This is a genomic window from Pseudomonas sp. N40(2020) (assembly GCF_014472415.1).
GTDB lineage: Bacteria > Pseudomonadota > Gammaproteobacteria > Pseudomonadales > Pseudomonadaceae > Aquipseudomonas.
On the sequence record NZ_JACSZV010000048.1, the window covers coordinates 1 to 12,847 of the forward strand.

Sequence of the window (12,847 nt, forward strand, 5' to 3'; positions counted from 1 at the left end):
TATTGCTGCATCGCCCCAAAGATTTTGCAGAGGCCATCCGGATGGTGGACGAGTCGGTGCAGATCTATAACAACGAGCGGCCTCATCTGTCGCTGAAATACAAAACGCCCGATGCGGTGCATCGGGCGTTTTGAGGCTGAAACAGGTGTAAACCTATTTCAGGACTAGACATTATTTCGCTACCTCGAACGCGCATTTGCGGGCATCACCGTCCTTGACAGAACAATCATCGCCGCTCCAATTCTCAGGGTTGGTCGCTTTTACCGCAGTGTCATTTCTGTAACCGATCGAGGCGGCGAGGTCGTCCTTGCCTTCAAGTCGGCAGATAACAACTGAATTGGGACTGTCTTTGTCTTTAAGCCGTGCAGAGGTGAAGGTGAGGTCTTCGGCGTCTTGAGAATGGGTCACCGAGAGAGTAGGGCACGTTGCTGCATAGGCGGTGCTCATCATAGCCACCGTAACCAGGACACCAGCGACAATTTTCAACTTCATCATTTGTACTCCGTTACGTAATGGGAGCACCAATGTTGGCCTTGTAGGGGACTGGCACCAACTGTCAGATCTGACAGTTTTTTAGCTTTTTTTGAGATGGTGATAAGCCTGGTAAGAAGAATCTGAGCTAATGGATTCAAAGTCAGAGCGCCGCCAACGCCCCTTGATACAACACCGGCCCCGTTGGTTTGCCCGTCGGCGAGCCACCCTTCGGCTCAAGAGTCACCGCCAACGCAACCGGCTTGCCGATCAACACTTTCTGCGCATCACTCAACTCAACCTTGCCTTTACCCCCGGCCGGGATCACCCCCAGCGAGATCGGCTTGCCATCCGCCGGGATCGCCCACAGTTCCAGGCTGCGAGTTGAATCGATGGCGGCGAGGGTCAGCGGCTCGACTTGCAGATAATCAGCATGCGCCTCGACCTTGAGCGCCGGTTGCGCGTCGGCGCTCAGCAGGGTGGCGCGGTAGCGGGCGTCGTCGCGGTTGTACAGCGAGCCGAGGAACACCAGCACCACGATCGAGCACAGCGCAGCCGTGATACGCAGCCAGTTCCAGAACCGACGTTTTTCCGGCACATGCAGGACTTGCGGCTCAATCCGCGCGGTAATGCCATGCCATACGCGGTCGGGCACCGGTTGCTCCGGCAGGGATTCGGTGAGGGTCGCCAGAGTGTCTTGCCAGTGCGCCAGCTCGGCACGCAGTGCCGCGTCGTCGAGCAGCAATTGTTCGAAGCGTCGACGCGCAGCCGAACCCATCAACCCGATCACGTAATCGGCGGCGAGGGCGCGGCGCATTGCAGGGGTCTGGTAGTTCATGATTCAAGGCACCGGCGCAGGCGCTCCATGCCCCGGCGGATCCACGACTTAACTGTGCCCAGCGGCGTGGCCAGATGCTCGGCCAGTTCAGTACACGACAGGCCCTGAAAGTAGGCCACGCTGATCGACTGGCGCTGCATGCTGTCGAGGGTTTCCAGGCAACGGTTCAGCGCATGAGCCTCGCGGGCGCTGCTCAATTGTTCATGCGCCGAAGGACTTTCGTCCGGCAGTACGTCCTGTTCGAGATCGCTCAGCGGCCGGTCGCGCTGTTTGCGCAGTTGGTCGATGGCCTGATTGCGGGTGATGTTGATCATCCAGGTCAGCGGCGCCGACAGATGCGCTTCGTAGCGCGACGCGTTGTTCCAGATGCGCACGAAGCTTTCCTGCAGCACTTCTTCGGCCAGATCGGGTCGGCCCATAAAGCGCAAGGCAACGCCGTGCAGGCGCGGGCCGACGCTGCGGTACAGGGTTTCGAAGGCGCGACGGTCGCCCAGTGAACACTGGGCCAACAGGTGTCGCAGCTGATCGGTGTCGGCGATGGAAATGATGAGTCTCCAGGCAAGGCGTGGGCGACAAGGACTGATCTCGGGCTGTTCACAGGCTAGTTCAGTGACGGCGCTTGTGCCATTCATCGCGGCAATTCCAGGGTTTCACGTTTTATATACGTGGCGATGCTGAAAATGGATGCGCGGGCGAGGAACATGCCGGCGGATACCCGGTCAAACCGGCAGCTTCACCGCCTATTCAACGGGCGGTTTCCACAGCGCAAGAGGATGTCTGAATGAAGATTTCACGCGGTTTTGCCTTGGCATCACTCATGACCCTGGCGGCCGGCCCGGTGTTCGCCGGTTTCAGCCTGGAAGATGTGACCAAGGCAGCTTCGAGCATGCAGGGCGGCGACAAGGCTGCCGCTGCGGCACCGACTTCGGAAACCGCTGGTTTGTTGAGCGCTCTGAGTGCGCTGAACGTTACCCCGCAGCAAGCCGTGGGCGGCACCAGTGCGATGCTGGGGCTGGCGAAGAACCAGCTGAGCAGCACCGACTATTCGCAATTGGCCAAGGAAGTGCCGGGCATCGACAAACTCTCCGGCGGCGGTGGCAATCTGGCTGCGCTGAGCGGTTTGCTCGGCTCGTCGGGCAAGTCGGCCGGGCTGGAAAATGCCTTGGGCAACGTCAAGGACACCAATGACCTGAACAATGCGTTCAGCGCCTTGGGCATGGACAGCGGCATGATCGGCCAGTTTGCCCCGGTGATTCTGCAATACCTCGGTCAGCAGGGCGTTGGCGGCTCGCTGCTGAGCAGTCTGGGCGGCATCTGGGGCACTGGCACCGGTAGCTGATTCAGCCGCGCCCGTTCTTCAGTTCAGCGATGCGCTGATCCTTCTCGTCCCAGAGCTGGTTGACCCAGCTCTGGACCTTCTGGCGAAACACCGCATCGTTTTCGTAATCGCCCTGCCACAGCGCCGGGTCGAGTTCGCGGGTCTTGATGTCGATGATCACTCGCGGCACGTTGCCACTGATCAAATCCCAGAATCCTGGAATCGTCGCCTGTGGGTAAACCACGGTGACGTCGAGGATCGCATCCAGTTGTTCACCCATCGCCGCCAATACAAACGCCACGCCGCCAGCCTTGGGCTTGAGCAAGTGGCTGAACGGTGACTGTTGCTGCGCGCTTTTCGCGGCGGTGTAGCGGGTGCCCTCCAGATAATTCACCACGGTCACGGGCTGACGCTTGAACAGCTCGCACGCCTGTTTGGTGATCTCCAGATCCTTGCCCGCCAGTTCCGGGTTTTTCGCCAGAAACGCCTTGGTGTAGCGCTTCATGAACGGGTAATCCAGCGCCCACCAGGCCAGGCCCAGAAACGGCACCCAGATCAGTTCTTTCTTGAGGAAGAACTTGAAGAACGGCGTGCGCCGGTTGAGGGTCTGGATTAGCGCCGGAATGTCGACCCACGACTGATGGTTGCTGACCACCAGATAAGAGGTGTCTCCGCGCAGGTTTTCGCCGCCACGAATGTCCCATTGAGTAGGAATGCACAGGCGAAAAATCAGCTTGTCGATTTCTGCCCAGGTCTCGGCAATCCACATTACCGCCCCCGACGCGTAATCACGCCAGCGCCCGGGCGCTACCAGTTTGAGCAGGGCAAAGATCATCAACGGCCCGATCAGAATCAGGGTGTTGAGCAACAGCAGCAGGGTGACGAAACAGCCGGTGAGCAGGCGGCGCATAAGCAACTCTATGAAAGCGGATGGACGCGCCATGATAAGTGGCTTCGGGCGACAGGCCAAATTTGCACCTGACGAATGTTTCACTGTTGTACCGCTATGCTGCGGGTTGGATGATCGTTCCCACGCTCTGCGTGGGAACGCCGCCCGGGACGCTCCGCGTCCCTGTGACGCAGAGCGTCACTGGATGCATGCTCACGCAGAGCGTGGGAACGATCGGGTGGAACAAGGTCTAAAATCCCACGTCTGCCGCCCTCATTTTTCAAGGAAGCCCCTTACGTGAAATCCCTCCTTGCACTGTTTGCCCTCGTCGCCCTGCCAGTCATGGCCGCCGAGCCGACCCTGTACGGGCGTTACGAATACATCGCGCTGCCGGAAATCGGCGGTGAAGTGCTCAAGGCCAAAATGGACACCGGCGCGCTGACCGCGTCGCTGTCGGCCAAGGACATCGAGACTTTCACCCGCGATGGCGACGACTGGGTGCGCTTCCGTCTCGGCACCAAGGACGCCAGCAACAAGGTCTACGAACACAAGGTTGCGCGCATCAGCAAGATCAAGAGCCGCTCCGATGAAGAAGACGAAGATCGCGAAGCCACCGAAGTCGCCAAGCGCCCGGTGGTCGATCTGGAGCTGTGCCTGGGCAACGTCAAGCGCACCGTGGAGGTCAACCTGACCGACCGCAGCAACTTCAACTATCCGCTGCTGATCGGTGCCAAGGCCTTGCGCGAGTTTGGCGCAGCAGTGAACCCGGCGCGGCGCTTCACCGCCGACAAACCGGACTGTTAAGCCAAGTGGTCTCATTGACGTAACGTCAGGCTTGGGGCACCGTTCGCGCACTTAACCCACGGGCTCGGACGCCATGCCTCATATCCTGATTGTCGAAGACGAAGCGGCGATTGCCGATACGCTGATTTTTGCCTTGCAGGGCGATGGGTTCACCACCACTTGGGTGAGCCTCGGCGCGGCGGCGCTGGAACATCAGCGCCAGACCCCGGCCGATCTGATCATTCTCGACATCGGCCTGCCGGACATCAGCGGTTTCGAAACCTGCAAACAGCTGCGCCGCTTCAGTGAAGTGCCGGTGCTGTTCCTCAGTGCGCGGGACGCCGAGATCGACCGTGTCGTGGGGCTTGAAATCGGTGCCGACGACTACGTGGTCAAGCCGTTCAGCCCACGGGAAGTGGCGGCGCGGGTTCGCGCGATTCTCAAGCGCATGGCGCCACGGCCCACGGTTGAGGTGTCCTCGGCGTTGTTTCGCATCGATCCCGAGCGCGTGCAGATTGCTTATCGCGGTCAGCCTCTGAGCCTGACCCGTCACGAATTCCGCCTGCTGCAATGCCTGCTCGACCAACCGGAACGGGTGTTCAGCCGCGAGCAATTGCTCGACGCATTGGGTGTGGCGGCGGATGCCGGTTACGAGCGCAGCATCGACAGCCACATCAAAAGCGTGCGCGCCAAGCTGCGTCTGGTGCGTGCCGAAGCCGAGCCGATCCAGACCCATCGTGGCCTCGGTTACAGCTACAGCCCGGGGCACAGCTGATGTCGTTGGGGCTGCGGATTTTCCTGGTGTATGTGCTGTTTGTCGGCCTGACCGGTTATTTCGTGCTCAACACGGTGATGGAGGAGATCCGTCCCGGTGTGCGTCAGTCCACCGAAGAAACCCTGGTCGACACCGCCAACCTGCTGGCGGAAATCCTGCGCGACGATTTCAAGGCTGGCACCCTCAGCGAAAATCGCTGGCCCGAGTTGCTGCGCGCCTACGGCGAACGCCAGCCGCAGGCAACGATCTGGGGCCTGCCGAAGAATCAGGTCAACCATCGCATCTATGTCACCGACGCCAAGGGCCGGGTGGTGCTGGATTCCAGCGGTGTGGCGGTGGGGCAAGATTATTCGCGCTGGAATGACGTCTACCTGACTTTGCGCGGCGAATACGGCGCGCGTTCCAGCCGCAGCGATCCGGATGACCCGAGCTCGTCGGTGATGCACGTCGGCGCGCCGATCCGCGACAACGGCCAGATCATTGGCGTAGTGACCGTGGCCAAACCCAACAGCTCGCTACAGCCTTACGTTGATCGCACCGAACGGCGCTTGCTGTTTTATGGCGCTGGTCTGATTGGCCTCGGTTTGTTGTTCGGCGCCTTGCTGTCATGGTGGCTGAGCCGCGCACTGCATCGCTTGACCGGTTATGCCCAGGCCGTCAGTGAAGGCCGGCGAGTGGAAGTGCCGCACTATCGCGGTGGCGAACTTGAGCAACTGGCCACGGCGGTCGAGCAGATGCGTACGCAACTGGAAGGCAAGGCCTACGTTGAACGCTATGTGCACACGCTGACCCATGAATTGAAAAGTCCGCTGGCGGCGATTCGCGGTGCGGCGGAGCTGCTGCAAGGTGAAATGCCGCCGGTTCAGCGCCTGCGCTTTGTCGGCAATATCGACAGCGAAAGTGCGCGGATGCAGCAGTTGATCGAGCGCTTGCTGAACCTGGCGCAGGTGGAGCAGCGCCAGGGTCTTGAAGAGCGGGTGGCGGTGCCGTTGGCGGTGTTGGTCGATGAGTTGTTGCAGGGGCAGGCGGCGCGGATCGAAGGCAAGCAATTGCGCATCGAACAGGCGATCTCGGCGAGTCTGCTGCTGATCGGCGAGCCATTTTTGCTGCGTCAGGCGCTGGGTAATCTGCTGGAGAATGCGCTGGATTTCACCCCGGTCGAGGGGTTGCTGCGGTTCAGTGCCGAGCGGGTTGGCGAGCAAATCGAATTTCGTTTGTTCAATGAGACGGCGGCGATTCCTGACTACGCTTTGCCGCGTTTGACTGAACGCTTCTACTCATTGCCGCGCCCGGACAGTGGACGCAAAAGTACCGGACTGGGACTCAACTTCGTCGAGGAAGTGGTCAAGTTGCATGGTGGTTCAATGAGCATTCGCAATGTTGAAAACGGCGTTGAGGTGACCCTGCGCTTGCCCTGACACCGCGTCGTGGCCATCGCGAGCAGGCTCACTCCTACAGGGGAATGCGATCAACTGTAGGAGTGAGCCTGATCGCGATAGGGCCGGTGAAGTCTCCACACAATCTCCACATTCCCCCCACAAATTCCCCATACACCCCATCCAGACTCTGCCCATCAAAACAGGGAGAGTCCCATGAACAAGAATCTGACCATAAAGCTCGGGGCCATTGCCCTGTTGATCCTGCTGTTGCTGATACCACTGCTGATGATCGACGGGGTCATCGACGAGCGCCAGCAACTGCGCGACGGCGTGCTGCAAGACATTGCCCGCAGCTCCAGTTACAGCCAGCAGATCAGCGGCCCGGTGATGGTGGTGCCGTACCGCAAAGTGATTCACAACTGGAAGCTCAACGACAAAACCAACAAGCGCTATGACGAGCCGAGCGAAGAACGCGGGCGTTTGTACTTTCTGCCGGAACGGTTCGAACTCGATGGCCAGGTACAGACCGAACTGCGCGCCCGGGGCATTTACGAAGCGCGGCTGTTCCATGCCGAGAACCGCATCAACGGCAGTTTTTCGCTGCCAGCGCAATTGGGCATCAAGGAAGACTTCACCGATTACCAGTTCGATGCGCCATTTCTCGCGGTCGGCATCAGCGACATTCGCGGCATCGAAAATGCCTTGAAACTGGAACTCGACGGCCAGCGCCTGGACTTCGTTCCCGGGACTCAAGTCGGCTGGCTCGGCGAGGGGGTGCGAGTGACGCTGCCGCAGCTCGACACCAGCAAAACCAACGAACTGGCGTTTGGTTTCGACCTGCGTCTGCAAGGCACCGGTTCATTGCAGGTGCTGCCCGTGGGCAAGAGCAGCAGCGTCAGCCTGACCGCCAACTGGCCGCATCCAAGCTTCATCGGCAACTTCCTGCCGGCCAAACGGGAAATCAACGACGCCGGTTTCAGCGCCGACTGGCAGACCACGTTCTTCTCCACCAACCTGCAAGACGCCATGAGCCGCTGTGTCAGCAGCAATGATTGCGATGGGTTCAATGCCCGTAGCTTCGGCGTGAGCTTCATCGACCCGGTGGATCAATATCTGAAGAGTGACCGGGCGATCAAATATGCGCTGTTGTTTATCGTCCTGACGTTCGCCGGTTTCTTTCTCTTCGAAGTGCTCAAGAGCCTGGCGGTGCACCCGGTGCAATATGCGTTGGTGGGGGTGGCGCTGGCGTTCTTTTACCTGTTGCTGCTGTCGCTGTCGGAACACATCGGGTTTGCCCCTGCGTATCTGTTGTCGGCCAGTGGTTGTGTGTTGCTGATCGGGTTCTATGTCTGCCACGTGCTGCACAGCGTGCGTCATGGCTTGAGTTTTTCGGCGGGGTTGGCGGCGTTGTATGGCCTGCTCTATGGCTTGTTGAGTGCCGAGGATTACGCGCTGCTCATGGGTTCGCTGCTGCTGTTCGGCTTGCTCGGTGTGTTCATGGTGCTGACGCGCAAACTGGATTGGTACGGTATCGGGCAGAAGCCGCAAAAGCCGCTGGAGTTTGATATCGGGGTGGTGCAATGAGCGGGCTGCGTGAGGATCAGCGGGAGGCTGAGGTGTTGGTGACGCTGATCTTTGCGTCACTGCCGCCGGAACCGAGGTGGTGCCATCGCGAGCAGGCTCACTCCCACACTGTGCATGAACACAAATCACTTGTAGGAGCGAGCCTGCTCGCGAAGAGGCCGGAACAGGCGCCGCCGTTTTAAGGCTTGGGCATGGTCGCGATCATGGACGGTCGCTGGCTCACTTCGAAGAACCAGTTGGCGAGTTGCGGATTGGCCTCGCGCCAGCCCAGATCGGGGAAGCGCAGATCAAGGTAACCCAGCGCACAGGCGACGCTGATCGCGGCCACATCGAAATGGCTGGTCAGCTCGGCAATCGCTTCACTTTCCAAAACGGCCAAGGCGCGACGGATCTTGTCGCGCTGGGCTTCGAGCCATTCGTCCCAGTGTTTTTCCGGTGCACGCAGCACCTGCTCGTAACGCACCATCACCGAGGCATCCATGATTCCGTCAGCCATCGAGGCCAGGGTCAGACGTCGCCAGCGGGCCGAACCGTCGCGAGGGATCAGCGGGTTGCCGACGTGTTGGTGGTCGAGGTAATCGAGGATCACGCGGCTGTCATGGATGACATTGCCGTCGGCCAGGCGCAGTGCCGGGATCTTGCCCAGCGGGTTGTCGGCGTTGAGCTCGGCACTGGGGCTGACCGGGCTGAGCACACAGTCTTGCAACGCGACGCGATCCTGCTGGCCGGTCTCGTGCAGCAACACCATCACTTTGCGTACGAACGGGGAGAGCGTGTTGTGGAACAGGGTCATGCTGGGGACGGACATTGGCAAACCTCGGTGATCGTCGAAGAGCAGGAGGTTAGCCGTAGGAGCTGCGGAACGCTGCGATCTTTTGATCTTTATCCTGTTTTTAAGATCAAGATCAAAAGATCGCAGCGTGCCGCAGCTCCTACAGGTGTTCAGCTTCGCACCACCAAACCTCTTATGGCCAGATACGCCGGAACGCCCAACCCAACCCAGCTCAATGCATCCCAGATGCCATCCCCCAACAACGCCGCAAACAACCCCGCCGCACTGAGTAGCGCGATCACCAGCGGCGTGCTGAACACCTTCCAGAAATTCGACTGACGCGGCTTCATGCGGAGGCCTCCGTCGTTTCCAGTTCAGGCTTGGCCGCTCTGCGCCGTACTACCCACAAATACACGCCGCTGCCGAGCACGATGATTGTCAGTACATCGAGGGCGGCCCAGAGAATCTTCATCGGCATGCCGCCGTAGTCACCGAAGTGCAGCGGCTGGGACATGCCCATGGCGTCCATGTACCACGGTCGTTCCGCCACGGCGGTGACTTGCAGGGTCGTGGCGTCGATCAACACCGGCGTCAACAAGTGCGAGGTCAAATGCGTGCCGCCCTTCATGAACACCGAGTAATGGTGCTCGCTGGAAAAGCGCGTGCCGGGGAAGGCGATGAAATCCGGCTTCATGCCCGGCGCGACTTCGCCGGCAATGTCGAGCAAGCGGGTGGCCGGGGCCAGATGGGTCAGCGGCGGTGCGTCGCGATAGGGCGCGATCAAGGTATTGAGCGAGTCGTTGCGCCATGCAGCGATCAGCAAGTCGGCGCAGGCGCTGATCACACCGGTCACGCCGACAACCAACGCCCAGGTCAGCGTGACGACGCCGATCAGGTTATGCAGGTCGAGCCAGCGCAGGCGGGTGGATTTGTCCTGGCGCACGGTGCCGAATTTCAAACGACGCATGAACGGCAGGTACAGCACCGTCCCGGAAACTATCGCCACGACAAACAACAGCCCCATGAACGCCAGCAGCAACTTGCCCGGCAACCCGGCGAACATGTCGACGTGCAGGCGCAGGATGAACAGCATCAAACCGCCGTTCGCCGAAGGCGTTTCCAGCGCTTCGCCGGTGCGGGCATCGAGCATGAAGGTGTGCGAAGAGTTGGGCTCGGTGCCGGCGGTTTTCGCCATGATCGTCAGCACGGCGTTCGGCTCATCGTCGTCGAAGCCGAAGTACTGTACGACGTCATCCGGGCGATGTTTTTCCGCAGCCTCGACCAGTTGCGCCAGATTCAGGCGCGGCGTGTCGGCCGGCATCTCGCGTACTACCGGAGCATCGCCGAGCAGGTGGTCGATTTCATGGCTGAAAATCAACGGCAGGCCGGTCAAGGCCAGCATCAGCAAAAACACGGTGCAGATCAGGCTGGTCCAGGTGTGGATGAACGACCAGCGGCGAATTGTTTTACTTTTCATTTCATGACCTTCAAAAACACCAAAGCCGTCCACGAAGGACGGCCGGGTGATATGACCTGTTTCAGCTCAATCGCTTACCACTTGTAAGTGGCGCTGGCGACGACACTGCGCGTGTCGCCGTAGTAGCAGTAGAAGCTGTCGCAGGTGGAAATGTATTCCTTGTCGAACAGATTGGTCGCGTTGAGTGCCAGCGACGCGCCCTTGAGGCTGTTGTCCAGACGGCCGAGGTCGTAATGCACGCTCGCGTCGAACACGGTGTAGGCGTCCGCCTTGCCCAGCCAGGTGTTGGCCTTGTCGCCGTAGGTGTTGCCGGTGTAACGCACGCCGGCACCGATGCCGAAGCCGTCGAGTACGCCGGTGTGCCAGGTGTAATCGGTCCACAACGACGCTTGCTGGTTGGGCATCAGTTGCAGGCGATTGCCCTTGTCGGTGCCCTTCTGCACTTCGGACTTGGCCAGGGTGTAGGCGGCGATGACTTTCAGGTTATCGGTAACGTCCGAGACCGCTTCCAGCTCCAGGCCTTTGACTTTCACTTCGCCGGTCTGGCTGGTGATCGACACGCCGTCGACGAAGGTGTTGACCGAGACGTTTTTCTGGGTGAGGTCATACACGGCCGCGCTCAACAGCGTCTTGCTGCCCGGCGGCTGGTACTTGATGCCCAGCTCCCATTGCTTGCCTTCGGTTGGTTTGAGCGAACCGGTGGAGGTAGCGTCGGCGCCCGTGGTCGGCTGGAAGGATTCGGCGTACGACAGGTACGGCACGAAGCCCGAGTCGAACACATAGCTGAGTGCCGCGTTGCCGCTGAATTTCTTGTCGCGCTGGGTGTTGGTGGCATCGCCCTTGTTGATGAATCGGGTGCTGGTGTGTACCCAGTCTTCACGGCCGCCGAGGGTCAGGCGCCATTGGTCGAGGGCCATTTGATCCTGGACGTAGAGGCCGGTCTGGTAGGTCTTCTGGTTGTAGTCGTAGAACGCTGTCGAACGCGCCGGACGCACGATCGGCTGGCCGTAGATCGGGTTGATCACGTTGGTTTGAAGACCATCACCAAATATCGAGGTGTAGTTGGTGTTGCTGCGCTGGTGATCCAGACCCAGCAGCAAGGTGTGGCGGATATCGCCAGTGGCGAAATCGGCCTGGAAGTTGTTGTCCACGGCGAACTGGCTGATGTCTTCATCGACGCTGGTGCTGGTACGGCCGACGTTGCCCTGATCATCCACTTCGGTGAACGGGTAAGAGCCAACGGTCAGTGCCTGGAACGACAGATCCGACTTGGTGTAACGCAGGTTCTGCTTGAACTGCCACGTATCGTTCAATCGATGTTCGAACGCGTAGCCCAGCGCGTAGTAAGTGCGGTCGTAATATTCCCAATCCGGGTCACCCAGATTCTTGTGATGGGAAATGTCACCCAGCGGCGACTTGATCTTGGTGCCCTGAATCGGCAAGAACTGGCTGGTGATGCCGGTATCGTCGCGGGTGAACTGGCTCAACAGGGTGAATTTGGTGTCGTCGTTGATGTTCCACGTCAGGCTCGGCGCGATGTTGTAGCGCTTGTTGTCAACGTGGTCGACCTGAGTACCGCTGTCACGTACGACGCCGCTGATGCCATAGAGAAACTGACCCGCCTCATCGATCTTGCCGGTGCTGGCGAAGTTGATCTGGCGATGGTTGTCGCTGCCGTATTGCAGCTGAATTTCGCTGCTGGCGATGTCACTTGGACGGCGGCTGACCATATCCAGCAGGCCGCCCGGCGGGGTCTGGCCGTACACCGAAGAGGCCGGGCCACGGAGCAGGGCGAGGCGGTCGAGGTTCCAGGTTTCCTGTTTTGGATTGGCGTACACGCCTTTTGGCAGTGGCAGGCCGTCGAGGAACTGGGTCGGCTCGAAGCCGCGTACGCGCAGCCAGTCCGCGCGGGTGTCGCTGCCGTAGCTGCTGGCGGTGATGCCCGGCATGTAGCGCACGGCGTCATCGAGGCTGTGCACGCCACGGTCGTCCATTTGCTGACGGGTGGCGACGGAGATCGAGCGCGGTGCTTCGACCAGCGCGGTGTCGGTCTTGGTGCCGGCGGCGGTGCGCGTGGCGGTGTAGCCCTCGACAGGGCTCCAGGCGGTTTCCAGATTTTCCACACCGATCACCGATGTTTCCGGCAGCGCCATCACACCCTCAGGCACAGCGACCAAGGTGTAAGTGCCGGTGCTGCTTTGTTCCAGTTGCAGGCCAGTGCCTTGCAACGCTGCACGCAACGCGCCAGTGGCGTCGTACTGGCCGTTCACCGGGGCCGAGGTCTTGCCTGCCGCCAGTGACGGATTCAGCGACAGCGCGAGGCCACCCTGGCTGGCGATCTGGTTCAACGTGGTGGACAGAGGCGCGGCCGGCAGGTTGTAGGCTCGCACGCTGGACGCTTGTTCAGCGGCGAACAACGGGCTGCTGATCAGCGGGGCGCCCAGAGCGATGGCGACAGCCAGCAGACTGGGGCGCAACAAGGTGTCTAGCGAACGGGACATACGGCGGCTCCTGAATGGAAATATTTCTCAATTGCCTGTGTGCCGGACGAGATCGGAAAA

General features: G+C 60.3%; 14 protein-coding genes. 6 read left to right on the forward strand and 8 right to left on the reverse strand.

Going from position 1 to position 12,847, the window contains the following annotated elements; translation table 11 throughout:
- The coding region (locus IAI51_RS24195; RefSeq protein ID WP_187677109.1) for an integrase core domain-containing protein at positions 1-134 on the forward strand (134 nt) is incomplete at its 5' end.
- Positions 135-171: 37 nt separating this feature from the next.
- On the opposite strand, the gene IAI51_RS24200 is transcribed toward IAI51_RS24195, so the two are convergent.
- From IAI51_RS24200 to IAI51_RS24210, 3 genes are all read right to left on the reverse strand, one after another.
- Positions 172-495 carry a hypothetical protein gene (locus tag IAI51_RS24200; RefSeq protein ID WP_187680761.1) on the reverse strand — a complete coding sequence of 108 codons (324 nt, stop codon included), beginning with the start codon at positions 493-495 and terminating at the stop codon, positions 172-174.
- A 139-nt stretch (positions 496-634) separates the two neighbouring features.
- Positions 635-1,309 carry an anti-sigma factor domain-containing protein gene (locus IAI51_RS24205; RefSeq protein WP_187680762.1) on the reverse strand — a complete coding sequence of 225 codons (675 nt, stop codon included), beginning with the start codon at positions 1,307-1,309 and terminating at the stop codon, positions 635-637.
- Positions 1,306-1,941 carry an RNA polymerase sigma factor gene (locus tag IAI51_RS24210; protein WP_187680763.1) on the reverse strand — a complete coding sequence of 212 codons (636 nt, stop codon included), beginning with the start codon at positions 1,939-1,941 and terminating at the stop codon, positions 1,306-1,308. The genes IAI51_RS24205 and IAI51_RS24210 overlap by 4 nt, the downstream gene beginning before the upstream one ends.
- 149 nt (positions 1,942-2,090) lie before the next feature.
- Here IAI51_RS24210 and IAI51_RS24215 point away from each other — a divergent pair, with 149 nt between their 5' ends.
- Positions 2,091-2,648 carry a DUF2780 domain-containing protein gene (locus tag IAI51_RS24215; protein ID WP_187680764.1) on the forward strand — a complete coding sequence of 186 codons (558 nt, stop codon included), beginning with the start codon at positions 2,091-2,093 and terminating at the stop codon, positions 2,646-2,648.
- A gap of 1 nt (position 2,649) precedes the next feature.
- Here the strand turns inward: IAI51_RS24215 and IAI51_RS24220 are convergent, their stop codons facing one another.
- Positions 2,650-3,537 (reverse strand): acyltransferase, encoded by an 888-nt coding sequence (locus IAI51_RS24220; protein WP_187680765.1) that lies wholly within the window; start codon positions 3,535-3,537, stop codon positions 2,650-2,652.
- 276 nt (positions 3,538-3,813) lie between these two features.
- Here IAI51_RS24220 and IAI51_RS24225 point away from each other — a divergent pair, with 276 nt between their 5' ends.
- From IAI51_RS24225 to creD, 4 genes are all read left to right on the forward strand, one after another.
- On the forward strand, positions 3,814-4,320 hold the full coding sequence (locus IAI51_RS24225) for an ATP-dependent zinc protease (RefSeq protein WP_187680766.1): 507 nt from the start codon (positions 3,814-3,816) through the stop codon (positions 4,318-4,320).
- A 73-nt stretch (positions 4,321-4,393) separates the two neighbouring features.
- The gene (gene creB, locus IAI51_RS24230; protein ID WP_187680767.1) at positions 4,394-5,074 is read left to right on the forward strand and encodes a two-component system response regulator CreB; all 681 of its coding nucleotides are present in this window, start codon (positions 4,394-4,396) and stop codon (positions 5,072-5,074) included.
- A complete protein-coding gene (gene creC / locus IAI51_RS24235; RefSeq protein WP_187680768.1) occupies positions 5,074-6,492 on the forward strand; it encodes a two-component system sensor histidine kinase CreC in 1,419 nt (472 codons plus the stop codon). Before creB ends, creC begins: the two co-directional genes overlap by 1 nt.
- 174 nt (positions 6,493-6,666) lie before the next feature.
- Positions 6,667-8,037 (forward strand): cell envelope integrity protein CreD, encoded by a 1,371-nt coding sequence (creD, locus tag IAI51_RS24240; protein ID WP_187680769.1) that lies wholly within the window; start codon positions 6,667-6,669, stop codon positions 8,035-8,037.
- Between the two features lie 178 nt (positions 8,038-8,215).
- Here creD and IAI51_RS24245 read toward each other — a convergent pair whose 3' ends face one another.
- The 4 genes from IAI51_RS24245 to IAI51_RS24260 all read right to left on the reverse strand — a co-directional run bounded on the left by IAI51_RS24245 (position 8,216) and on the right by IAI51_RS24260 (position 12,787).
- Complete coding sequence (locus IAI51_RS24245; protein WP_187680770.1) at positions 8,216-8,845, reverse strand: glutathione S-transferase; 630 nt, start codon at positions 8,843-8,845, stop codon at positions 8,216-8,218.
- 134 nt (positions 8,846-8,979) lie between these two features.
- A complete protein-coding gene (locus tag IAI51_RS24250) occupies positions 8,980-9,159 on the reverse strand; it encodes a hypothetical protein (RefSeq protein ID WP_187680771.1) in 180 nt (59 codons plus the stop codon).
- Positions 9,156-10,286 carry a PepSY-associated TM helix domain-containing protein gene (locus tag IAI51_RS24255; protein ID WP_187680772.1) on the reverse strand — a complete coding sequence of 377 codons (1,131 nt, stop codon included), beginning with the start codon at positions 10,284-10,286 and terminating at the stop codon, positions 9,156-9,158. Before IAI51_RS24255 ends, IAI51_RS24250 begins: the two co-directional genes overlap by 4 nt.
- A 74-nt stretch (positions 10,287-10,360) precedes the next feature.
- The gene (locus IAI51_RS24260; protein ID WP_187680773.1) at positions 10,361-12,787 is read right to left on the reverse strand and encodes a TonB-dependent siderophore receptor; all 2,427 of its coding nucleotides are present in this window, start codon (positions 12,785-12,787) and stop codon (positions 10,361-10,363) included.
- Positions 12,788-12,847 lie beyond the last annotated feature (60 nt).

What these genes read in the sequence shown, in the direction of transcription:
- IAI51_RS24200 (WP_187680761.1), bottom strand. Translation starts at nt 495, where the DNA reads ATGATGAAGTTGAAAATTGTCGCTGGTGTCCTGGTTACGGTGGCTATG.
- IAI51_RS24205 (WP_187680762.1), bottom strand. Translation starts at nt 1,309, where the DNA reads ATGAACTACCAGACCCCTGCAATGCGCCGCGCCCTCGCCGCCGATTAC.
- IAI51_RS24210 (WP_187680763.1), bottom strand. Translation starts at nt 1,941, where the DNA reads ATGAATGGCACAAGCGCCGTCACTGAACTAGCCTGTGAACAGCCCGAG.
- IAI51_RS24215 (WP_187680764.1), top strand. Translation starts at nt 2,091, where the DNA reads ATGAAGATTTCACGCGGTTTTGCCTTGGCATCACTCATGACCCTGGCG.
- IAI51_RS24220 (WP_187680765.1), bottom strand. Translation starts at nt 3,537, where the DNA reads ATGCGCCGCCTGCTCACCGGCTGTTTCGTCACCCTGCTGCTGTTGCTC.
- creB (WP_187680767.1), top strand. Translation starts at nt 4,394, where the DNA reads ATGCCTCATATCCTGATTGTCGAAGACGAAGCGGCGATTGCCGATACG.
- creC (WP_187680768.1), top strand. Translation starts at nt 5,074, where the DNA reads ATGTCGTTGGGGCTGCGGATTTTCCTGGTGTATGTGCTGTTTGTCGGC.
- creD (WP_187680769.1), top strand. Translation starts at nt 6,667, where the DNA reads ATGAACAAGAATCTGACCATAAAGCTCGGGGCCATTGCCCTGTTGATC.
- IAI51_RS24245 (WP_187680770.1), bottom strand. Translation starts at nt 8,845, where the DNA reads ATGTCCGTCCCCAGCATGACCCTGTTCCACAACACGCTCTCCCCGTTC.
- IAI51_RS24250 (WP_187680771.1), bottom strand. Translation starts at nt 9,159, where the DNA reads ATGAAGCCGCGTCAGTCGAATTTCTGGAAGGTGTTCAGCACGCCGCTG.
- IAI51_RS24255 (WP_187680772.1), bottom strand. Translation starts at nt 10,286, where the DNA reads ATGAAAAGTAAAACAATTCGCCGCTGGTCGTTCATCCACACCTGGACC.
- IAI51_RS24260 (WP_187680773.1), bottom strand. Translation starts at nt 12,787, where the DNA reads ATGTCCCGTTCGCTAGACACCTTGTTGCGCCCCAGTCTGCTGGCTGTC.